Source organism: Mycobacterium sp. E2989, from assembly GCF_001667595.1.
In the GTDB taxonomy this organism is placed as follows: domain Bacteria; phylum Actinomycetota; class Actinomycetes; order Mycobacteriales; family Mycobacteriaceae; genus Mycobacterium.
Map to the genome: position 1 here is coordinate 95,352 of NZ_LZJX01000108.1, position 22,297 is coordinate 117,648.

The 22,297-nt window shown below is 68.4% G+C and carries 17 protein-coding genes; 10 read left to right on the forward strand and 7 right to left on the reverse strand.

Annotated features, from left to right (window positions below):
• The first annotated feature begins 43 nt into the window (after positions 1-43).
• The 7 genes from A5680_RS19285 to A5680_RS19315 all read left to right on the forward strand — a co-directional run bounded on the left by A5680_RS19285 (position 44) and on the right by A5680_RS19315 (position 10,338).
• On the forward strand, positions 44-1,903 hold the full coding sequence (locus tag A5680_RS19285) for a bifunctional diguanylate cyclase/phosphodiesterase (protein ID WP_067822157.1): 1,860 nt from the start codon (positions 44-46) through the stop codon (positions 1,901-1,903).
• Between the two features lie 10 nt (positions 1,904-1,913).
• Complete coding sequence (locus A5680_RS19290) at positions 1,914-3,590, forward strand: hypothetical protein (protein WP_067822160.1); 1,677 nt, start codon at positions 1,914-1,916, stop codon at positions 3,588-3,590.
• Between the two features lie 162 nt (positions 3,591-3,752).
• Complete coding sequence (locus A5680_RS19295; protein WP_067822163.1) at positions 3,753-5,210, forward strand: polysaccharide biosynthesis tyrosine autokinase; 1,458 nt, start codon at positions 3,753-3,755, stop codon at positions 5,208-5,210.
• Complete coding sequence (locus A5680_RS19300) at positions 5,207-6,685, forward strand: O-antigen ligase family protein (protein ID WP_055402652.1); 1,479 nt, start codon at positions 5,207-5,209, stop codon at positions 6,683-6,685. The genes A5680_RS19295 and A5680_RS19300 overlap by 4 nt, the downstream gene beginning before the upstream one ends.
• The gene (locus A5680_RS19305; protein ID WP_067822166.1) at positions 6,682-7,695 is read left to right on the forward strand and encodes a glycosyltransferase family 4 protein; all 1,014 of its coding nucleotides are present in this window, start codon (positions 6,682-6,684) and stop codon (positions 7,693-7,695) included. The genes A5680_RS19300 and A5680_RS19305 overlap by 4 nt, the downstream gene beginning before the upstream one ends.
• 16 nt (positions 7,696-7,711) lie before the next feature.
• Positions 7,712-8,638, forward strand: a complete 927-nt coding sequence (locus A5680_RS19310) for an aldo/keto reductase family protein (protein ID WP_055402681.1) — start codon at positions 7,712-7,714, stop codon at positions 8,636-8,638.
• A complete protein-coding gene (locus tag A5680_RS19315) occupies positions 8,635-10,338 on the forward strand; it encodes an FAD-dependent oxidoreductase (protein ID WP_067822169.1) in 1,704 nt (567 codons plus the stop codon). Before A5680_RS19310 ends, A5680_RS19315 begins: the two co-directional genes overlap by 4 nt.
• 6 nt (positions 10,339-10,344) lie before the next feature.
• Here A5680_RS19315 and A5680_RS19320 read toward each other — a convergent pair whose 3' ends face one another.
• Both A5680_RS19320 and A5680_RS19325 read right to left on the reverse strand, forming a co-directional pair.
• A complete protein-coding gene (locus A5680_RS19320) occupies positions 10,345-11,388 on the reverse strand; it encodes a glycosyltransferase family 4 protein (protein ID WP_197499817.1) in 1,044 nt (347 codons plus the stop codon).
• A gap of 22 nt (positions 11,389-11,410) precedes the next feature.
• Positions 11,411-12,229 carry a class I SAM-dependent methyltransferase gene (locus A5680_RS19325; RefSeq protein WP_055402660.1) on the reverse strand — a complete coding sequence of 273 codons (819 nt, stop codon included), beginning with the start codon at positions 12,227-12,229 and terminating at the stop codon, positions 11,411-11,413.
• A gap of 177 nt (positions 12,230-12,406) precedes the next feature.
• Here A5680_RS19325 and A5680_RS19330 point away from each other — a divergent pair, with 177 nt between their 5' ends.
• Positions 12,407-13,276, forward strand: a complete 870-nt coding sequence (locus A5680_RS19330; RefSeq protein ID WP_067822174.1) for a hypothetical protein — start codon at positions 12,407-12,409, stop codon at positions 13,274-13,276.
• Positions 13,277-13,317: 41 nt separating this feature from the next.
• On the opposite strand, the gene A5680_RS19335 is transcribed toward A5680_RS19330, so the two are convergent.
• From A5680_RS19335 to A5680_RS19355, 5 genes are all read right to left on the reverse strand, one after another.
• A complete protein-coding gene (locus A5680_RS19335; protein ID WP_067822177.1) occupies positions 13,318-15,237 on the reverse strand; it encodes a glycosyltransferase in 1,920 nt (639 codons plus the stop codon).
• Entirely contained in the window at positions 15,234-16,697 is a 1,464-nt protein-coding gene (locus A5680_RS19340) for an oligosaccharide flippase family protein (protein ID WP_067822180.1), read from the reverse strand. Before A5680_RS19340 ends, A5680_RS19335 begins: the two co-directional genes overlap by 4 nt.
• A gap of 6 nt (positions 16,698-16,703) precedes the next feature.
• Complete coding sequence (locus A5680_RS19345; protein WP_231977660.1) at positions 16,704-18,206, reverse strand: sugar transferase; 1,503 nt, start codon at positions 18,204-18,206, stop codon at positions 16,704-16,706.
• A 65-nt stretch (positions 18,207-18,271) separates the two neighbouring features.
• Entirely contained in the window at positions 18,272-18,841 is a 570-nt protein-coding gene (locus tag A5680_RS19350) for a dTDP-4-dehydrorhamnose 3,5-epimerase family protein (RefSeq protein ID WP_055402669.1), read from the reverse strand.
• 37 nt (positions 18,842-18,878) lie between these two features.
• Entirely contained in the window at positions 18,879-20,069 is a 1,191-nt protein-coding gene (locus A5680_RS19355) for a PPE family protein (protein ID WP_067822183.1), read from the reverse strand.
• Positions 20,070-20,718: 649 nt separating this feature from the next.
• Between A5680_RS19355 and A5680_RS19360 the strand changes: the two genes are divergently transcribed.
• The gene (locus tag A5680_RS19360; protein WP_067822186.1) at positions 20,719-21,396 is read left to right on the forward strand and encodes a TetR/AcrR family transcriptional regulator; all 678 of its coding nucleotides are present in this window, start codon (positions 20,719-20,721) and stop codon (positions 21,394-21,396) included.
• Between the two features lie 125 nt (positions 21,397-21,521).
• Positions 21,522-22,232 (forward strand): TetR/AcrR family transcriptional regulator, encoded by a 711-nt coding sequence (locus tag A5680_RS19365; RefSeq protein WP_067822189.1) that lies wholly within the window; start codon positions 21,522-21,524, stop codon positions 22,230-22,232.
• The last annotated feature ends 65 nt before the right edge of the window (positions 22,233-22,297 follow it).

Below are 22,297 nucleotides of genomic sequence, written 5' to 3' on the forward strand. Positions count from 1 at the left end.
CATCGCGACCGCTCCTGGATGTTTGCCCTTACCGGAGGAGACCGTGCCGCGCAGCCTGGACCTAGTCGTCACCTCCGTTGCCACACAGCTGATGGAGGCAACGGCGACCACGGCCGCCCAGGTGAGCGCCAAGGTACTCGAGCAGCTCGTCGAGCAGTTCGATGTCGACGCCAGCTTCCTGCGCCACCTCGACCCGCACACCGGGACCTCGGCGCTGGTCGCCGAGTGGCCGCCGCGAACGGACGCCGGGGAACCGGATCCGACGGCGTTCGCCCAGCTGGATATCGCCGAGTCGGTGCTGGCGCAGTGCCGGGAGGCGCGCAAACCCGTGGTGGTCCGGCCGGCGCAGTCCAAACGCTATTTCCGGCGCAGGTTGGGCGCCAAGGTACAGGCCTCGCCCTCGGTGGCCGCCGCGCCGCTGGTGTCGGGTGAGACGACCACCGGTTTGCTCGGCTTCGTCAAGTTCGGCGCCCGCAAGTGGCTGCAAGAGGAGATCAACACGCTCGAGGCCGTCGCCGCGTTGTTCGCGCAGCTGCAGGCGCGCATCGCGGCCGAGGAGAAGCTCCGCTATCTGGCCGAGCACGACGACCTGACTGGCCTCTATAACCGCCGCGCCCTGGTCGCGCACCTGTCCGAGCGGCTCCTGACGGGAGGCCCGGGGCCCGTCGCGGTCCTGTACCTCGACCTCGACCGGCTCAAGCCGATCAACGACTACCTCGGCCACACCGCCGGCGACTGGTTCATCCGAGTATTCGCGCAGCGCATCCGGATCTGCGCGCCGAACAGCACGATCGCCCGGTTGGGCGGCGACGAGTTCGTCGTCGTCCCCGACGAGCCGATGTCGCCGGAGGACGCGGAATCGTTCGCCCAGCGCCTGTCGACCATGCTGTGCGAGCGCCTGGCCATCGGCGGTCACGTGATCAGCCGCACGGTCAGCATCGGGCTGGCGGTGGGCACCCCGGGCCGCGACAACTGCACCGACCTGCTCCGTCGCGCCGACGAGGCGGTGCTGACGGCCAAACGCGCGGGCGGCAACCAGATCGCGATGTCCACCGACGACATGTCCCTCAAACGCGCGTTCCGCAACGACATCGAGCTGCATCTGCAAGGCGACATCGGCAGCGAAGCGCTGTTGCTGCACTACCTTCCGGAGGTCGACCTGTCGACGGGCGCCGTCGTGGGGGCCGAGGCGCTGGTGCGTTGGCGGCACCCGATCTGGGGGCTGCTGTTGCCGGACTCGTTCATCGGGATCGCGGAATCGACCAACCTGGCGGGGGAGTTGGGCCGCTGGGTGATGCGCACCGCGTGCGCCGACTTCAGTCGCTGGCAGGCCAACGGCGTCGGCCGGGGAACCGTCATGCGGATCAATGTGTCGCCCATCCAGCTCATCACCGCCGGGTTCGTGCGCGACGTCGCCAACACCATCGACGAGTTCGGCCTCGAACCCGGCTCGGTGTGCCTGGAGATCACCGAGCGCGCCGTGGTGCACGACATCGACACCACGCGAAAGACGTTGGCGGAGCTCAAGGAGATCGGGGTCCAGCTGGCCATCGACGACTTCGGCACCGGCTATGCGGTGTTGTCGCACCTGAAGTCCCTGCCGGTCGACATGCTCAAGATCGACACGGGGTTCGTGCGCGACCTGGGCAACAACGCCGGTGATCTGGCGATCGTGCGCGCCATCATCGGGCTGGCCGAGGCGTTCGGTCTGGACGTGGTCGCCGAGGGAGTTGAAACACCGGTCGCAGCAACGACTTTGGTGCAACACGGGTGCCGCCGGGCGCAGGGCTTCCTGTTGTCGCGGCCCGTCCCCGGCGATGCGATGGAAGCCCTACTGGCCGCGCGCTGGCTGTCGCTGCCGTTTTTGGCCGACCGCAAGGCGTTGCCGACGGGCACCATCTAGCATCGCAGCGATGGCCCGAACAATCAGAAGACGCGTGGCGACGATTGTCGCGTGCGCGGCCTTGGTGCTGAGCGGATGCGGCGGCCACAGCGACCCCGATCCGTTGTCCGCGGTGATCAGTCCGGCCATCCCGCTGAACGTGCAGGAGGTCTCGAATCCCCTGCGCGGTCAGTACGAAGACCTCCTGATGCCGCTTTTCCCGCAAGGCAATTCCGCTCAGAAGCGGTATCCGGCGTGGCCGGCCTCCTACGACGCCAGCTTGCGCGTCTCGTGGCGCCAGCTGCAGCCCGTCGACCCGGGCACGCTGCCCGCCGACGCCCCCGACGATAAGAAGTTCGACTTCAGCGTGATCGACGACGCGCTGGCCAAGGTGGCGAGCCGGAACATGCGGCTCACCCTTCGCGTGTTCGCCTACAGCTCCTGTTGCGACACCACCTACCCGAACAACACGAACATCGCGATTCCGGACTGGATGCGTCCCGCGTCCACCAGCTATACGGGGCCGCAACGATACTGGTGGACGCCCGGGGTGGCCCAGGTGGTGCCGAACTGGAACGATTCGGCGTACCTCAACGCCTTCGGTCAGCTGCTCGCCGCGCTCGGCCGCCGCTACGACCGCGACGAGCGGCTCAGCGTCTTCGAGTTCTCCGGCTACGGGGACTTCAGCGAGAACCACATCGCCTACCTGCGCGACACGCTGGGTGCGCCCGGCCCCTTACCCGAAGAGAGCATCGCAAAGCTCGGCTACTACAGCCAGTTTCGTGACCAGAGCATCACCAAGGCGGCTATCGGCCAGCTCGTCGCGGCGAACGTGAATGCCTTCCCGCACACCCAGTTGGTGACCACCGCGCTGAACCCGGAGATCGTTCGCGAGTTACTAGCCGACGACGTCACCAAGCGGGTCTCCGCGCCGGTGGGCATCCGCTCGGATTGCCTGGGCGTTTATGCGCCGTTGCCGGTCTGGGCCGAATCCGACGGCTCCTACTACGTCCACACGAAGGATCCGCTCGTCACCCAGCTGAAGGACCGGCTGGCCTCGGCGTTGGTGATCACCGAGTGGTGCCAGCTGCCCGAGGGCACCAGCCCGCGGTCCTACTACGAGAAGGGCATGCGCGACGTCGTCAAGTATCACGTGTCGATGACCTCGAGTTTCAACTTTCCGGCGGTGGATTCGACCACCCCGATGGACCCGGCGTTGTACCTGCTGTGGGCGCAGGCCAACGTCGCGGCGGGCTATCGATACTCCGCGGAGGCTCGGCAGGGATCGCAATCGGTCCGCGACGGGGTGGCGAGCATATCGGTGGCGTGGACCAATTACGGCTCGGCGGGGGCGATCGAGAATTGGGTGCCCAGCTACCGGTTGGTGGATTTCTCCGGGGCGGTGGTCCGCACGCTGCCGACGGGGGTGGCCTTGAAGAAGCTGGTGGGCTCCGGCGACAACGCCGGAAATCAGCCGGCCCCGGCGTCGTTCACCGAAACGGTGACCGTCGACATGGCGGGGTTGGCGCCGGGGCATTACACGCTGCGCGCTTCCGTGGATTGGCAACAGCACAAGCCCGACGCGTCGCACGTGGTGAACTATCCGCCGATGCGGCTGGCGCGCTACGGGCGTGACGAGACCGGCGGGTATCCGCTGGCGACGCTCGACTTGCCGCGCGATGCGCTGACATCCGGCCCGCCCCAATGATGCTGGCCGCCAGCAAATGCGTCGACCGCGCGGACGACAAGGCTTTGCGATTAGGTCGATGCTGCATGGCCGTTGCTGCATAATGTGCACTGGGCTTTGCGCGGCTGGCGCAAAGCAAATCGAATTCGACGCCGGGTGGCGTCGGCCCAGAAAGGTTAGTGGATGGATTTCCGCACCTTTGTCCGGACGCTGCTCACGCATTGGAAACTCGCCCTCGGTGCCTTGCTGGCATGCACGATCGGTGCCGCGGCCGTCACGGCGTTGCAGACCAAGCACTATCAGTCGACGGCCACCATCCTCATTTCGTTCCCCGGTGCCACGGACCTCACCGAGCTGTACAACGGAACGCTGACCGCGCAGGAGCGGTTGTCGTCCTACGCGCAGATCGCCGGCGGACGGACGGTCGCCGAGCGCGCGGTCAACCAGCTCCAGGTCCCGATCAGCCCCGACGTCCTGGTGACGCAGACCCAGGTGAAATACACCGCGAAATCCATGCTTTTCACGATCACCGTGAAGGACACCGACCCGAACCGGTCCGCGGCGCTGGCCGGAGCGATGGCCGATCAGTTCGCCGCGCTGGTGCCCACGCTCGGCGCGACCACGGGCCCCAACAGTCGTCCCGCGCCGGTGACCCCCGGGGTGCGGCCCGACAACGGTGAGCCGAATCCGCCCGCGCCCCAACCGTCGGAGACACCCGGACAACCTGCGGCCAAGCCGCTGCCGGTGGCCCGGGCAAGGGTGGTGGAGGCGCCGCGGGTGCCCGATCATCCGGTCACGCCGGTGCCGGTGCGCAACATGGCGATGGGATTCGTCGCCGGGATACTTCTGGCCATCGCGGTGGCGGTGGCCCGTGAGGCCAACGATCGCACGGTGCGCTCGCGGGAGAAGCTCGAACAACTTTCGGGCCTGCCGACTTTGGCCGAGCTGCCCGGCCGGCGCGGCAACACCCCGCGGTTCGGCGTCGACTCCGCCCTCGACGATGCCGTGCGGGGCCTGCGCGCCCGGCTGCTCAGGGCGATGGGGTCCGACGCCCGCCGCGTGTTGGTGGCGGCGCCGTTCGGCGGGGAGGGGACCACCACCACGGCGCTCAACCTGTCGCTGGCGCTGGCCGAGATCGGTGAAGACGTGTTGCTCGTCGAGGGCGACACGCGCCGGCACGTGATCGCCGGATTGCTGCGCGTCGAGTCGGGGGAGGGCCTGGCCAACGCCCTGGCCAATCCCGAAATAGCGGGCGAAGCGGTGAAACCCACGCCGATCGCCAAGCTGTTCATCCTCGCGTCCCGATCCGCGCGCCGCGAGACCCCGCCGTCCAGCGCGTTTCTGCCGGAAGTCATCGACAGGGTGCTGCTGGACCTGTCGTCACGCTTCGACCGCATCGTGGTCGACGGCCCCCCGGTGCTGGCGACCGCCGACAGCGGCCTGCTGGCCGGCGCGGTGTCGGCCACCGTGTTGGTGGTGCGGGCGCGCCGGACCACCGTCGACGAGCTCAATGACGCGCTCACCGCCCTGCGCTCGGCGGGCGCGCACGTTGTCGGCACCGTGTTGACCGACGCCAGGCCGTCCCTGCACATCCGGGCCGCGACCAAGACCTACCGGACGAAGGTCAGCGGGCCAGCGTGATTCCCTACCTGCCCGGTCGCCCCCGCCTGGCAGTAGACGGCGTCCTGCTGACGGTATTCCTGTTCGGCTGCTTCATCTTTGGTGTGCTCTCCGTCCGCCGGACCACCGAGGGGGCGTTGCTGATCGCCGCGACGTTCTGCCTGGTGGTCTACTGGGTGAAGCGCGAGGGGCTGGCGGGGGTGACGCTGTTCTTGGCCTTCGCCGCGCTGCCGGAGGGCTTGCACATCGGCAAAGTCATTGGCCCGCTGGCGATTTACGCGTACCAGGTGGCCGCAGTGCTTGCGATCTGCTACCTGCTGCCGATCGTGAAACCGCGTGCCAAGGAATTCCTGCTGCCCGCGATGTTCGCGCTGACCGTCGTGTACTTCACCGTGGTCGGGTTGCAGATGGGACACGATCCGACGATGGTGCTGCACGAGTCGACGACCCTGATCGAAATGGTCGTCGGGTTCGTGCTGGCGCTGTTGATCGTGTACGGCGGATACCTCAAATTCTGCATCCGGGTGATGGTCGTGACGCTGTGGTTTTCGGCCGGCATGGCGATCATCAGCTCGTTGCATGCGATCCGGCTCGCGGGGCGGGCGGAGAGCCTGGAGGGGGCGACGGGCGCCGGTCAGGCCCTGCGGATCGTGCTGTCCACCCAGACCCCGGCCACCGCCGCGTTGACCGCCCTGGTCGCCGCGTCGATCATCGGCCGGGTCAGGCCCGCAATGTATTTCGCCTTCGGACCGCCCGCGCTGATCATTTCGCTGCTGGCGTTCTCCCGGAACACGCTGATCGCCGTCGCGGTGGGCGCGGCCGTCGCCTTCCTGACCACCTTCGGCTGGCCGGCCCTGCGTCGCTCGGCCATGGTCGCCGCCGTCAGCGCGGGTGTCTTCGCGCTGACCGTGCCGGGATCGCTGTTCCTGCTTCAGCATTCGGAGGCGGGGTCCTGGCTCAGCGATCAGTTCACGGCGTTCAATCAGCGGGTGCTGGGCGGTGTTTCGGCGAGTGCGCTCGCCACCGACGAATCGACGCTGGACCGGTTGCGCGAAGTCGCCCGCCTCAACGCCGCGATCGCGCAGGCCCCGGTGTTCGGCCATGGCCTGGGTTACGCCTACCAACTGCCCTCCGGGAACGATCCGAAGGCCTTCGCCTGGACTTTGGGGCCCACCTACTCGCACCTCTTCTACCAATGGTGGCTGGCCAAGGCCGGTGCCGTGGGCATGGCGGCGTTCGCGTGGTTCGCGTTGACGCCGGTGGTCAGGGCGGTGCGCTGCGCGACCGTTCCGGCGAAGATCAGCGCGGCGGTGTGCGCCGGTCTGCTGGCGATATCCGCCGTCTGGCCGCTGCCCGAAATGCCCATGGACGCACTGGCATTGGGCCTGGCGCTCGGGACGGCCACGGGGTTCGCCGGGCTGCCCCGCAGGAACCGGGAAGCGGACGGCGCCGACACCGACGGCGCGCCGGCGCTGGCCGGCGCCGGACGGCAATGATCGCGGTCACGCACGTCGGTCCCGACATGTACAGCTTCGGCGGGACGCAGTCGGTTATCCGGGTCATCCGCGACAACGGCATCGGCGCCGATGAGATCCGCGTGCTGTCGACCTGGAACGGGCGCCATCACGCCAGGAACCTGGTGCTCACCGCCCGCGCGGGCGCCGCGCTGGCTCGGTCACCGCGCGCCAGCATCGTGCACTTCCACATGTCGAACGGGGGCGCCTGGCTACGTGAGGGGCCGCTGATCCGACTCGCGAGAGCCCGGGGATTCCGGGTCATCGTCACCATCCACGGCTCCGACTTCCCCCAGTTCTCCCGGTCGCGCCCCCGCTTCGTGGGCAGCACGCTGAGCAAGGCGGACCATGTCATCGTCTTGTCGGAGGAGGCGCGCGCGGCCGTGAAATGGATTGCGCCCACGGTGAAGGTGTCGGTCGTGGCCAACCCGATCGTCATCGATTGGGACGCACCGGGGGCCGGCTCGACCCCGCCGGTGGTGCTTTTCGCGGGCACCATCGGCCGCCGCAAGGGCGTCGACACGCTGGTCGCGGCGTGGCGGCTGCTGCTGGCCGACGGCATCGAAGGGCATTGCCGCATCGTGGGTCTCGTCGACGACTACACGCCGCCGCCCACCGAGCGGCTGACGGTGGAGCCCCCGGTGCATCCGGACGACGTCCGCGATCTGCTCCGCTCGGTGCGGGTGGTGACGCTCCCGTCGTTCGCCGAGGGAATGCCGATGATCCTGACCGAGGCGCTGGCCGGCGCGCGACCCTTCGTGGCGACCCCGGTCGGCGGCACAGCCGAAATCGCCTCCGACCCCGGCATGCTCGTCCCCGTCGGTGATGCGCCCGCCCTGGCGGCGGCGATCGGCCGGTACCTGCGCGACCCGGAACTGGCCGAGCGGGACGGCCGGCGGGGTCAGGAACACATCGCGGCCACCCGGAGCCCGGAAATCATCGACGCGCAGCTTCGCCGGATCTATGAGGGTTGCGGTGTTGGGGCAGGTTGAGCTCGAGGGGCCGCGGCTGAGGGTGAGCGCGGTCGGCTTCGGATGCGGCGGCCTGATGCAGTCGCCGTCCCGCCGCGAACGGATGGCCGTTTTGGGCGCGGCTCTGGACAACGGCATGACCCACTTCGACACCGCACGGATGTATGGCCTGGGCATGGCGGAGGCGGAGCTGGGGGCGTTCCTGCGCACCGTTCCGCGTGACTCGGTAACCGTGGCAACGAAATTCGGCATCGATGTCGGCGGCATGGCGCGGCGGCTCGGCCGGTTCCAGGCCCCGGCGCGGGCACTGCTGCGCAAGGCGCCGGCCCTGCGGGGTGCGGTCAAGCGCCGGCAGGCGACACCCGAGAGTGCCCGGACCTACGACGCGGGAATCGCCGCCCGTAGCCTCGACGAGAGCCTCGCCGCCCTCGGTGTCGATCACGTCGACATCCTGTTCGTGCACGGCCCCCGCCCCGGCGACACCGTCGCCGGCGACGAACTTCGCCAATTCTTCGAAAGGGCCCATGGGCAGGGCAAGATTCGCGCCTGGGGTGTCTCCCAGGACGAGGGGCTCGAGGTGGATTTCGCCGAGGCATTCACGCCGGGGGGCGTGAGCCAGGTGCGCGCCGATCTGCTCCGTCCGCCGCCGCGGCCGGCGGATCTCGCGTTCGGCGTGCTGCAGCGGGCTTACGCGACGCTGAGCGAAGCCTTGCGGTCGGACGCAGACCTGGCGGGACGGTGGCGCGAGGCCCTTCAACTGGATCCGCTCGCCCCCGGGGCTTTGCCCAAGCTGATCCTCGGGTCGTCGGCGACCGCAATAGGTTGCCGGGCAATCCTTTACAGCACGACCGACCCGCGACGCGTCGCCGAGGCGGCCCGCGCCGTCGCGGCGCCGCCGGACGCCGAAACGGTGGCGCGCTTCCTCGAGCTGGCGGCCCAGCTGCGCGGGGGTGCCGCCGCGTGATCCGGGGCCCGCGGGAGTTCGCCCCCGGCACGACGATCCAGACCGACGTGGTGGTCGTCGGGGCCGGCGGGATCGGCATCGCGACGGCGCTGGAACTCGCGCGATCCGGCATCCAGGTGGCGCTGATCGAAAGCGGCCTCGAGCGCAATGACAAAGCGGCACAGGAGTTGTCGGCGCTGGGTTCGGGGCAGGACGACGACCTACATGCGCGCAGTGAGCTGATGATCCGCCGACAGGTGGGCGGGACGACGGCGCTCTGGGGCGGCCGCTGCGTCAAGTTCGACCCCATCGATTTCGAGGACCGCCCGCTCACCGCGCAGGCGCCCTGGCCGATCGGCTTCGAGGACATCGAACCGTACCTGCAGAGCGCCTGCGACTGGGCGGCGTGCGGGCGGGCGGCATTCAACGCGCGAGACATCCCGGAGCTCGCGCACCGCGACATGGTCGCCGGACTCCCCGACGGCGACGTGCGCACCACCGATCTCGAGCGCTGGGCGCTGCCAACGCGTTTCGGGAGCGAGTACCGGACCGCGCTGCGCGACGCCCCCACTCTCACCGTGTGGACCGGCCTCACCTGCACCGAGATCGTGACGACGCCGGCCGGCGACGCCGTCGACCATCTGGTGATCAAGGCGCTCGACGGCCGCCAGGGACGGGTGGTCGCCACCGACTACGTCATCGCGACCGGCGGATTGGAGGCGACCCGCCTGCTCCTGGCGTCGGACCGCCACCATCCGGCCGGGCTGGGGAATGCGGGCGGTCACCTCGGGCGCTGGTACATGTCCCACGTCGAGGGCCGGGTCGCGCGCGTGCAGTTCACCACCGATCAGGTCATCTATGCCTACGAGCGGGACGGCGACGGGGTGTATGTCCGCCGGCGCTTCACCCTCGATCCGCGCCTGCAGCGCGCCGCCGGGATGCCGAATGCCGCTGTGTGGCTGGTGAATCCGCCGATCAGCGACCCCGGCCACGGCAGCGGGATCCTGTCCGGCGTCTACCTCACGCTGATCTCCCCGGTCGGCCGGTTCCTGCTCGCCGAGGCCATCCGCGCCAAGCACACCGAGACCGACGGTCCGCCCCGCATCCTGGCCCACCTGCGCAACATCGTGCGAGACCTGTTTCCCTCCATCCGGTTCGCGCTGACGTTCTCCTATGCACGGTTCCTCCGCAGGGGCCGCAAGGCGCCCGGCTTCTTCGTCAAGAGCGCCGACAATCGGTACCTGCTGCACTACCACGGCGAGCATCTCCCGCATTGGGAGAGCCGGGTCGAGCTCACCGACGACCGCGACGCCCTGGGGATGCGCAGGCTCCGTACCCACATCCACTTCTCCGAGGCCGACTTCGAGAGCGTCCGCGCGGCCATCACCGCGGTCGACGAACACCTCCGCCGCCATGGCGCGGGGCGCGTGGAGTGGCTGACCGACGACGTCGAGGGCTCGGTCCGCGAGTTTCTCGGCGGGCATGCCGGCTACCACCAGGCTGGGACCACGCGGATGTCGCACACCGCTGCGGGCGGCGTCGTCGACCCCAACCTGCAGGTCCACGGCGTGCGCGGGTTGTATGTCGCGAGCACGTCGGTGCTGCCCACGTCGAGTCAGGCCAACCCGACCCTGGTGGGCATCGCGCTGGGCGTGCGGCTCGCCGAGCACCTCGCCAAATCCCGAACCGATTGCCGGCCTTCGGATTCGGAGACAGCCTGAACCACGTCAGCGCCGGCCGGCCAGTACCTCGGCGATAACTTCGGAGAAGCGCCGCGCGACGATGTCGACGTCGCAATGCCGCGCGTAGTGGCGCGCCGCCTCGGCGCCGCGCTGCACCGCGACGGACGGGTCGGCCAACAGGTCGAAGGCGGCGGCCAGCCCCGCGACGTCGTCGACGCCGACCGGGGGGCACCCCGGCGGTTGGTACTCGGGTAGACCACCGGCGGTGGACACGATCGGCATCACCCCCAGCTGCATGGAGAGCACCTGCACGCCGCTTTGTGACGCGCGCCGGTAATGAGAGACCGAACCCTTCGCCGCGGCCAGTGTCGGGATGACGTCGGCGTAGCGGTAACTGCCGTTGCGCCAGCGGGTGTGCTTGGGCAGGGCGCCGGCGTCCAGGTCCCCGCCACCGATCAGCACCAGGTTGTCCCCGCGCCAGCCGCCGCCGACGATGTGGCGCTGCCACGCCTCGAGCACCACGTCGACGTTCTTGTACGGGTTGAGCCGGCCGAACATGACGAAGTCGCGTCGGCCCTCGGGCCCCACGAACGGTGGAACCCGGTGCGGGTCAATGTCACTGGCGAGCGGCACGACATGCACGGGGGTACCGGCGACGTCACGGCGCCCGGCGACGGCGGTGGCGACGTAGTTGCTGTAGGTGATGGTGGCCGCGGAGCGGGCGCCCCACCGGTCGAACACCGCGCGTTCGTAGGAGGGAACCTGCTCACCGGGGTCGTGCGGGCGGTCGTCGTGCACCACCTGGATGCGGGGAACCCGTCCGGCCAGCGCGATCCAGCGCGGATCGCGGACGATCTCGGCGATCACCACGTCGGGCCGAAACTGCCGCACCCGGCGCCACGCCTTGGCGGTCGGCAGCCACGTCGCGGCGGTCTTGAACCGCGGATCGAGCACCAGCTCGTAGTCGCGGGCGGCATCCGACTCCGGGTGCCGGTCGGAGGTGACCAGTAAGACGTCGGCCCCGCGCCGCAGCAGCCCCTCGGCCTGCACGCGCACCGCCGGCCGCGTCCATGGCGAAAGCCAAAGCACCCGAGGCGATTTCATGGCAATTTCATGGCCCCTCGGCCCGCAGGAAGACATCGGCGTCGGTCCACATGCGGGTTTCCAGCGCGCGTCGCGGAAACCCCTCGAGCAGGCCGGTGATGCGCGGGGAGGCGAGCAGCCGCCACGCCACGGGATTGATCTTGGCCCGCGTCCAGATGTGCAGACCCATGCCACCGAGCTGCCACCACCGCGTTTTGGAGGTGTGGAACTGCAGGCCGAATTGCCGTCCGATGAACTCACATGTCGATTTCTGATAAAAGGTGATGTGCTGGCCGGTGGCAAAGGCGTAATACATCCATTCCTCGGGCGGCGGGGGCCCGCCGTCAAAGATCTCGGTCGTGAAGACGATGGTGTCGGTGCCGGTGGTCTCGAGCAGCTCGGCGACGAATCCGACCGGGTCGGTCAGGTGCTCCAGCACCTCGAAGGCGGTGACGACCGTGTAGGGCGGTCCGGGGCCCGCGTCCGCCTCGAAGCCCTGCGCGGTCAAGTTGGGGGAGTGCTTGTCGGTCCAGTAATAGTCGAAGCCGATGTCGCGCATCAGCCGGGTGAAAACGCCGTAGCCCCCGGCCGCGTCGAGAAACCGGCCGTGGCGATCGAAGAAGAAGTAGAGCAGCACCGACATCGCCCGGGCCAGATACTGATTGCGCCACAACATGGTGGTGTCCGCCGCGGCGATGGGGCTGGCATAAGCCTCGTCGAGCCAATACGGCTCTTCGGTCTGCAATGCACCGCAGTTGTCGCAGAAGTAATATTTGCAGTCGTATTTGGCAAGGACCTGGCGGGTGAAGGCCAGAGTGGTGCCCGAACTGCAGATGCGGCAAAGCACGCCTATCCAACCCTCCCGAGCTGTCCCGCGCGGGACAATGCAGAACCTACGGCACGGTCAACGCCCTCGGCAAGCAAATCGGCGCCGAATTTTGCGGCGCGGACCGCCGTTGTGCAGCAGCGCTATTCACCGAACGCGCGGAATGGTCGCCCATTGCCGTGATAGCTTTAGCTTCCAATGGCCAGAAGCGCTACACCGCCACCGAAAGAAACGCTCCGGCAGAAGATCCGGCGCATTCTTGGCGGCGAAACGCGGGACCAGCTCAAGGATCTGATCCTTTTCGACCATTCCCAGTCGCTCAAGGCCAACCACCCCAACCCGCTCAACCGCGCCGGGAAGCGATGCTTCTCGGCGACCGACGAGGACGGGATAACGCTGGAAATCTTGCGCCGGATCGGCCGGCTCGACGGCGGTGTGTTCGCCGAATTCGGTGTCGGCGACGGGACGCAGAACAACACGCTGATCCTTGCCGCCCTGGGCTGGAAGGGCTTCTGGGTCGGGGGACAGGAACTGGCCGTCGCCGTCGAGGACCACCCGCGGTTCAGCTACCAGCAGGCGTGGATCACCGCGGACAACATCCTTGCGTTGACCCGGACCGGTCTGGCCCGCATCGACGCCACCGGAGTCGACGTGATCTCCCTCGACCTGGACGGCAACGACATCTACCTCGTCGAGAAGCTGTTGGCCGACGGCCTGCGCCCCAAGCTGTTCATCGTCGAATACAACGGCAAGTTCCCGCCGCCGGTGAAGTTCCAGATCGACTACGACCCCGAACATGAGTGGCAATCCGATGACTACTTCGGGGCATCACTGAGCAGTTTCGCCGCGCTGTTCGACCGATTCGGCTACCGCCTCGTGTGCTGCAACTCCCACTCGGGTTCCGACGCGTTCTTCGTCGACGCCGCCCTGTCCGAACACTTCGGGGACGTGCCGACCGACATCGAGCGGCTCTACGTGGAGCCCAGGTACTTCCTGTACGGCGGCTTCGGGCAGCACAAGACGTCCCCCCGCACGGTGGCGAAGATCCTGCGCCGGCGCCCGGCCTAGCGCCCTTGCGTCCCGCGAAAGTCAGTTATCGGTAGGCGTTTTCACAACACCGCGGTGATCGCGTCGAGGTAGGCGTCGGTCATCGCCTCCACGGTGTAGTGCTTGCGCATCCGCTCGAATCCGCGCCGCCCGACCGCCGGCAGCGCGTCCGGGTCCGCCAGGACCCGCGCCAGGGTCTCCCGCCATCCCGACACCGAAACGGGCTCGACCAGAAATCCCGCGGCGCCGAAGTCGAGCATCTCCGGCACCGCGCAGATCGCCGATGCCGCAACGGGAACCGCCCGTGCCATCGCCTCGAGGATCACCAGTGGAAACGCCTCGGACCGGCTCGGAACGCACAGCAGGTCCGCATCGGCGAGCGCGGGCCCGGGGCCGGCCGACCAGCCAAGCCACCGCACCCGATCGCGCAAGCCGGCGGGCGTGAGCGCCTCCAACCTCTCGCGGTCCGGACCGTCGCCGAAAATCGATAGCCGCCAAGCCATGTCGGGCAGGCCGCCGAGCGCCTCGATCAACAGGTGCGGGTTCTTGTGCTCGACGATGCGCGAGAGCATGACCAAGTGCAACGGCTCGCCGGCGACCCTGGTCCGGGGTGCCGGGTCGCCGGCCAGGGCGACGCCGTTGGGCGCCACGAACCGCCGCCCCCGGAGCCGATGCTGAGCGACCAGCATGTCCCAATGCCGTTGCGCGAGAACGATGAACCCGTCGGCCCGGCGCATGGCGGCGGTCAGCGGCCGCGAATAGATGGGCCGGTCCTCCTCCGGGGGGACGTGCGGCGCGACCAACCAGCGCCGATCACGACCGGCCGCACGCCACAACGTGGCGAACCCCGCCTCGGTGTTGGTGTCGGCGGTGATGAGCACCGCCGGGCCCGCGGGCAGGTCGACGACGGGCGCCCACCATGGCTGGCGCACCACGCGCACGGTGTCCGGGATCTCGGAGATCATCGGGCCGAACCGTTGCACGCAGACGATGGTGACCGGGTAGCCGCGGCGATCCAATTCTGCTGCCAGCAAGGCCTTTTGCCGTTCGGCACCGCCGTAGACCAGGCGGTTGGTGGTGATCACGATCGCGGGCCGGCCGGTGCGGGCGGTCCGCCGCGAGCGGCCCCGCGGGCTGGTGGCCGCCAGGTACATGTCCGCGTGATGCACGCTGTGCTGGTGTTCGAGCAGCAGCGCGGTGTTGGCTCGCGCCAGGTCTTGCTCGCGGCGGCGCCGGGCGGCGCTGCTCCCGACGTCGTCGGGCCCCGCGCGGGCGACACCCAGTTCGTCGGCCAGCAGGATCCGCCAGCCCGCCGCGCGGGCCCGGGCCTGCCAGTCGGCGGCCGCCCCGAAGTCGGCGAATTCTTCGTCGAAGCCGCCGATGGCGTTCCACGCCGCACGGCTGATCGCCAGGCAGGTGGCGTCCAAATCCCCGTCGACACCTTGGGTTTCGGCCGGTTGGCGGGCGTAGCGGCCCGTGATCGGCGAACGGCGCCGCGCGCGCGAACGGCCCGCCGCCAGCTCGCGGACCAAGGTCCGCCGGCGGGTCGCGACGTCCCACGGCGCCCAGCCGGGCACGGTGTCGTCGCGCGCCATCGGCGAAACCGCTCCCACCCGCGGCCGGGCGAGCAGTTCCCGGGTGCGGGTCAACGGACCGAGCAGGCGGGCGCCGGCATCCAGCAACAGCAGGTCGGCGTCGCCCGGGACGCGCGCCACCAGCGCGTTAAACGCCTCGGCGAAGCCGAGTTTCGGCGTTCCCGACACCCAGTGAACGTGGCGGGCCGGCGGCTCCGGACGGTCCGCGCGGTCGTAGACGTAGACGGCAAGCTCGGGTAGCTGTTCGGCGACGCCGGCCAGGCAGCTCTCGAGCGGGGTGTGGTCGTCGGCGATGATCAATACCGCGAGCGGACGCCCCGGCGGCAGTGCGGTTGCGTCGCCGCCGGCCGGCGCCTGCAGATACTGCCGGTCCAATTCACGCTTCATGCCGCCAGCTGACTTCGGCGCAAGGAAGTCACGTCCGACCAGCGCAACGGGCCCACCGCCGCGCTGGTGAGCAGATAGACGACGGCGGCCAGCGCGAGAACGGGAATCACGTGATGCTCCCGCAGCAACAGCGCCACCGCGGCGCTCGCTCCCGTCGGTATCAGCACCCGCAGCAAGAACATCACCGGCGTACGGTAGCCGCAGTGCCGGCGCAGCCACCAGCTGCTGACGACCATGTTGAAGAACTCCGTGCACACCAGGGCGACGCCGGGGCCGACGGCGCCGAACCGGCCGGCGAGGGCGAGATTGAGCGCCACGTTGAGCACCAGGGTCGCGACCGTCAGCCACAACAGGATCCGCTGATGATGGCTGGCGACCAAACCCTGGCCCAGGGTGCCGCTGACGAATCGCAGGGCGGCCGCGACGAACAACAGCGCCAGCGTCGGCGTCCCGCGCGCGATGAACGCCTTGTCACCGAACAACCCGATCAACGGCCCGGCCAGCAGCGCGCCGACCACCGCGACCGGGACCGCCACGAAGTACATCAGCTCCACGCTGCGGCGCAGGAAGCCGGCGAACGCGGCGACATCGCGCGCGAACAGCTCGGTGGCCGTCGACAGCGTCGACTTGAGGAAGACCAGGGAAACCACGATGGTGTTGAACGCGATCGTGAAGGCCAAGCCGTACACGCCCACCTCGGAGTGGGTGCTCAGCAGGGACAGGATCACGCCGTCGGCGCGGCAGTACAGCAGTCCCACGACGAGAAAACCCATCAGCGGCAGGCTTTCCCGCAACAGGTCGGCGGCCTCCCGCGGCGCGAAGACCGGGCGCACCGAGATGTGCCGCATCGCCGCGGCGCCCTGGATGATCAGCTGCACGGCGGGTGGGATGAGTTGCGCGACGGCGAACCAGATGACGTCCGCGCGTTGGGCGACCAGGAAGGCGACCATGCCCAGCGCGCCGAGCCGGCCGACGACGTCGGAGATGGCCACCGCGGAGAACCGGACGGTGGCAAGGAAAACCGGCTCGAACCGCGTCGTCATGGTTTGCATCAGCAGCGCCCCCGACAGGACCACGAGCATCACGCGCACGTCGGTGTCGCGATAGATGAGCAACCCGGATCCGGCGGCCAGCAACGCGAGCGGAACGCAATAGATCAGGGCCATGCCGCTGTTCACGCGCACCAGGCGCTCGAGGTCGCCCCGTCCGGAGGTCACCCGCCGCACGATCACGGTGGCGATGCCCAGATCGGCCAGGCTGGTCCACATGGCGATGAAGAGGACGGCGATGGATAGCAGGCCGTAGCGTCCAGGGCCCAGGTAGCGCGCGGTCATCGCCACGGAGACCACCGAGGCCAGCATGCCCAGGGCGCGGCAGATCAGCTGGATCGAGAACGCGTGAGCCATCCGCGAGAGCGGAACCGACGGGACGACCGCACCAGGCGTCGTCGGCTCAGTCATGACTCCCTAGTATGCGCCGTGACTGGTGAGAACGGCCTTAACCGTCTTGGCGACGATCATCAGGTCACCCGACATCGACCAGTTGTCGACGTACGACAGGTCCAGCCGCACCGACTCTTCCCACGACAGGTCGGACCGGCCGCTGACTTGCCACAAACCGCTGACGCCCGGCTTCACCAACAGCCGCCGCTTGACGTCGCCGTCGTAGTTTTCGACTTCCCGCCGCAACGGCGGGCGGGGTCCGACCACGCTCATGTCACCCTTGAGCACGTTGATGAACTGGGGTAGTTCGTCGATGCTGAACCTGCGCAGAATCCTGCCGACCGGGGTGACCCGCGGGTCCTGGCGCATCTTGAACAGCATCCCGCCGGCGCCCTCGTTGTGCGCCAACAGTTGCTCGAGCTGGGTGTCGGCCCCGTCGGTCATGGTCCGGAACTTGAACATGGTGAAGGGCTTGCCGTCGATGCCGATTCGCTCGGCCGGGTAGAACACCGGGCCCTTGCTGGTGAGCTTGATGGCGATGGCGGCGGCGATGAGGATGGGCGCCGTGCCGATGAGGGCTGCCAGCGAGAACAGGAAGTCGAACACCTGCTTCTGGAAGCGTTGCGTCCCTTCGTATTGCGGCTTTTCGACGTGCAGCAGGGGCATTCCAGCGGTGGGGCGCAGGGTCAGCCGGGCTTCGGCGACGTCCATCACCCCGGGCGACACCACGACGTCGACGTCCATGGTCTCGAGCTGCCACATCAGCTCCCGGATCCCGTGCATCCCAAAGTGATCCGTCTGCGTGACCGCCACGGTGTCGGCGCCGCAGCGTTGGATCGCCGCCACCGCGTGGGTGACGTCACCGAGGATCGGCACCGCGCGGCCGCCGAGGGTGATGGTGTTGCCGCGCGGCGGGCCGTACCCCGGGATGCACACGCCCACCACGACGTAGCCGTCCAGCGGGTTGCGGGCCAGTTCGTGGGCAAGGTGGGAGACGGCCTGCCGGTCCCCGATCGCCAGGACCGTGGTCTGGCAGTGACCAAGCGTCCGCATGCGGGTGATGTGCTGGCGCCACAGGCTGCGGCTGCCGAGCAGGCCGATGGTGCCGATGGGAAGCGCGATCGCGAGGTATCCGCGGGCCAGGTCGACCTTGGCCAGCAGCGTCACCATCGCGATGATTCCGAAGGTCCAGAACGACGCGCTGCCGATCCGCCGGTACTCGTCGATGCCGGCGCCGATGACCCGCGGTGAGCGCGTCTGGAAGGCCGCCAGCGACGACAGCCACAGCGCCGCGAACAGGAGGGACAGCAGCGTCATGCTCAGGTCCGAGTAACCCGACGTGTTGGCGATTTCACCGAATCGGACGTGCTGCGCGAGCAGCACCGACGCGCACACGATCACCGTGTCGGTGATGCGCAGCCGGTGCGAATACCGGTGCTGCCAGCGCCGAACGGGGTTCGCACCGGGGGCGGGCGCCGATGTGGCGGTGACCGGCAACGCGGTGGTGCGGCGAGACAACGACGTCATGGCGGCCGGTTTCCGCTTCTGCGGCCCTGGTTCGACGTACATGACATCCACCAATTCCTGGGTCATCAACGGCTCAGACATGACGCTGCACTCTCGATCGACGGGTAATTGGTTGTTCGTGAGGGCCAACTGGCATCGCGTTCGGAGATCACCGTGACCGGCAACGGCCACACGATCCCGAATTCGGGTTCGCTCCAATGGAATCCCTGCTCGTCGAACGGCGCCGGCGGACCGCTGACCTGGTAGCTGACCTCGGTGTCGTCGACCAGGGTTTGGAAGCCGTGTGCCACGAACGGCGGCAGGAACAGCGCCCGGTAGTTCTCGGCGCTCAACTCGACCATCGTGTGGTCGCCGTAGCTCTTCGACCCGGGGCGAATGTCCACCGCGACGGCGGCGATGGCGCCGCGGGTGCAGCGGATCAGCTGGGTCTGGGCGTGCGGCCCCTGGTGGTGCAGACCCCGTACCGTGCCGCGGGTGTAGTTGAAGTAGATGTGCGTGTGGGTGACGTCGAAAGTCAGCCCACGACTGGCGAATTCGTCGGCGCAGTAGGAACGGGAAGAGAAGCCGCGATGGTCGCGCTGCGGTTCGAGGTCAATGATCGTCACGCCGGCGACCTGGGTGGGCGTGTACTTCACTTACCGCTCCTTAGCATCACGGGCAGTTCTGGCCGGATCATCCGTATCCGGCGGACGGCGGGCGGGTCATCACGGTGGGGATGACGCCGTAACGGGGTCCGAGGTTCTTGCCCGACGCGGCGGCCAGGCGCGGCAGCGAGCCCATGATGCTGGGGGGCGTGTTGGCGCCGGCGAGGTTGATGGCCGGCAGCGCGGACGCGGCGCTCTGCGCCGTCGGGATCACGCTGGTCCAACTCGCCGGCACCGCAAGCGGTCCCAGCGACGCGGCGCTGCCCAGGCTGCCGGCGACACCCGACCCGAGCGAGCCCAGCGATCCGAGCGCGCCGACGCCGGTGCTCGCCGCGCTGGCCGCCCCCGACGCCGCGGTGCTCGCGGCCGCCATCGCCCCGTTCGCCAAGCCTTGCGCGGTCTGCGCCATGCCGAGGATGGAGGACATGCCGTACAACGGCGTGGCCGCGGCCATGAAGTAGGTGGGCACGGAGCTGGGCAGGCTGGACACCAGGCTGTCCATCAGCGACGACGTGGCGGAGCCGGTGCCGCCGGTGGCCGCGGTGGTTCCGCTTGTCAGCGCGCTGACCGGTGAGGAAAGCCCCTGCAGGGTGTTCGGCACCGTGGAGACCACGTTCGAGAGCGTGGTGTGGGTCGCCGCCAACGTTCCGGCCTGGGCGACCGCGCTGCCCTGGCTGGCCACGCCGGCCGGGTTGGCGACGTCCGGCGGCGGGGTGAAGGGGGTCACCTCGCACGCGGCCGCCGAACCCGCGGCGTACTCGTACATCGCCGCGGCGTCCTGCGCCCACATCTCGCCGTACTCGGCCTCGGTCGCCGCGATCGCCGCGGCGTTCTGGCCGAAGAAGTTGGTGGCGATCAGGGTGGCGAGCTGGACCCGGTTGGCGGCGACGGCCGGCGGGGGAACCGTCATCGCGAACGCCGCCTCGTAGACCTCCACCGCGAGCCTGGCCTGACCGGCGGTTTCGGCGGCCCGCGCGGCCGCGCCGGCGGTCCATGCCATGTAGGGAGCGAAGGCGGACGCCATGGTCAGCGAGGAGGGACCCAACCAGCGGCCCGTCGTCAGGCCCGCGATCACCGTCCGGTAGCAGCTCGACGCCGAGTACAGCTCGGTGGCCAGGCTGTCCCAGGCCACCGAGGCGGCCACCAGCGAGAGCGGGCCCGGCCCGGCATACATCCGCGCGGAGTTGAACTCCGGGGGAAAAGCGCCGAAATCGATCACGTCAGACCCCGGCCCTACCGGACATGCCGTACCCCAACCCCTGGATTCCGCAACTATCCATACTTAAAGTATGGTTACTGGCATATGCGCCAGCGAAGAGTATTTGGCCTGCTACTGGGAAGGCACTAAGTCCCTTCCTGGGCCCCCTGCCTGCGGACTGCGCCAGCGCACGTGGCCTAGTGGTCACGACCGGCATGTGGTTCTCCCTTGCGTCCTACAGGTGGTCGGAAAGCGGGCGTCTTGGCTGCTCATTTGCCCGGATCCGGGGGTTTGAGAGATGGCCGTCCACAAACTGACTTTCTGATAATAGCATATAAAGCATACTAATAGTTTGTAAAGAGCGTGTGATCTAAACTACAAGTATTTACGGGAGCGTCAAGAGGCCGAGCCCGGCTGCTAACCTCAGACGTGGCCCACGTACTGCCCGGGGGTGGCCGGTCGGTGTTGATTCGAACCGCACACGAACCGAGGTGTATGCCCTGCTCACCAACCTGATGGCGATTGACCAGGTCAGGGCCGCAAACCCCGACGAGGTCGCTCGCGTTATCCAATGCCGACGTGAGGGGCCCCGGCAATCCCACCGGGTCCATGTTTCCGCGCGCGCGGCGTCGTGTATTCCGGGCGTACGAGAGCTGAGCTGGCAATACCGATGACGACCCATTCGACCGATGGACGCGCCGACGCGACGCGGCGGCAGATCCTGCGGGCCGCCTCGCATCAGTTCGCCCGCCGGCCGTACCACGACGTCGGACTCGACGACATTCTCGCCGAGGCCCAGCTCACCAAGGGCGCGATGTATTTCCACTTCAAGTCCAAACACGCGTTGGCGGTGGAGCTCATCAACAAGCAGATCGCCGCGGCGACCGTCGCCGTGGGAGACCTGCTGACGAGGGGGCTTTCGGGCCTGGAAACCCTGATCGACTTCTCGTATCTGATCGCCGTTCAAGACATCAAGACGGATCTGGTCAGGGCCGGCCTGAACTTGATCGAGTCGGTCGGGCATTCCGAAGGCCTGCAGAAGACGCTGCTGAGCGGATGGGTGGAAGCCCTGTCGGAAGTCGTTCGGCAGGCCATCACCGAGGGGGACATCGCCGAACGCTGCGATCCCGACGACGTGGGACGCATGATGGTCTCCCTGCACATGGGGCTGCGGAAAACGAGCAATCTGGACGAACCGGAACGATTCCTGCTCGACCTGGAGAACTGCTGGATGCTGCTTCTGGTCGGGATTCTGCAACCGGACCGCACCGACTACTTCCGTCAATTCCTAAGGCGGCGTGCGGCCCTCGCCGTCAACTCCACTTCGACGGACGAAGACTCGGCGTAACACCCGCGCGGCGGTTGGTCAGACCGCCCGCTCGTCGCGGTCGCGGCTGCTAACCTTGGGCAACTTGCGGTCGTGGAATTAGACGACTCCGCGCATCCGACGCGAACTCCGGAGGTGCAGGAATAGTGCCGCGACAGGTCCGATCCGAAGCCACTCGGCGCAAGATTCTCGACGCCGCCATCGAGGTGTTCGGGGAAGTCGGGTATGCCGCCGCCGGGTGGGGCGCGATCATCGAGCGGACCGGAATGACCAAGGGCGCCCTCTATCACCACTTCGATTCCAAGGAATCTTTGGCGTCGGACATCTTGAAGGAGGGCTCCGAAACCCTTCTGACCGCATTCGGGAACGTGTGCGGGTCGTCGTCGCCGGGGCTGGAAAACCTGCTGCACGGCGCCTTCACCATCGTCGAAGTGCTGAATAACGACAAAATGGTTCGCACGGCCGAGCAATTGGCCTCTGCCTTAAGCGGATTGAACGAGGCCGCCGCGAGCTTCTACGGGGACCTGGCGGTGAAGATCGCCGACGAGGCGAGGCGAGCGATCAGGGAGGGCGACCTGCGCAAGGACGTGGACCCCGAAGTCCTCTCCGAGTTTCTGGTGGGCGCCATGTTCGGAACGCGGTTGGTATTCAAGGCGATAGCACGCCGCGATCCGAAGCAGATCGCCGCCGGCGGGGTCGCCGAGCGACTGCGTCAAATATTGGAGCTTTTGCTGCCCGGCACCGTGACGGAAGCCTCGCTGCCTTACTTCCAGCAATTCCTGGGACGCGAAGTGATGCGCCACGCCCCGTTCATTTCCGCCCGCCCCGACGCCGCGACCGAACCCCTTATCGGGTAGGCCCGCGCGCCCATGCGAAGTCGGGCCGGATGTGCCGCATCCTTTTTCGCCGCCGAAGGGGCGGT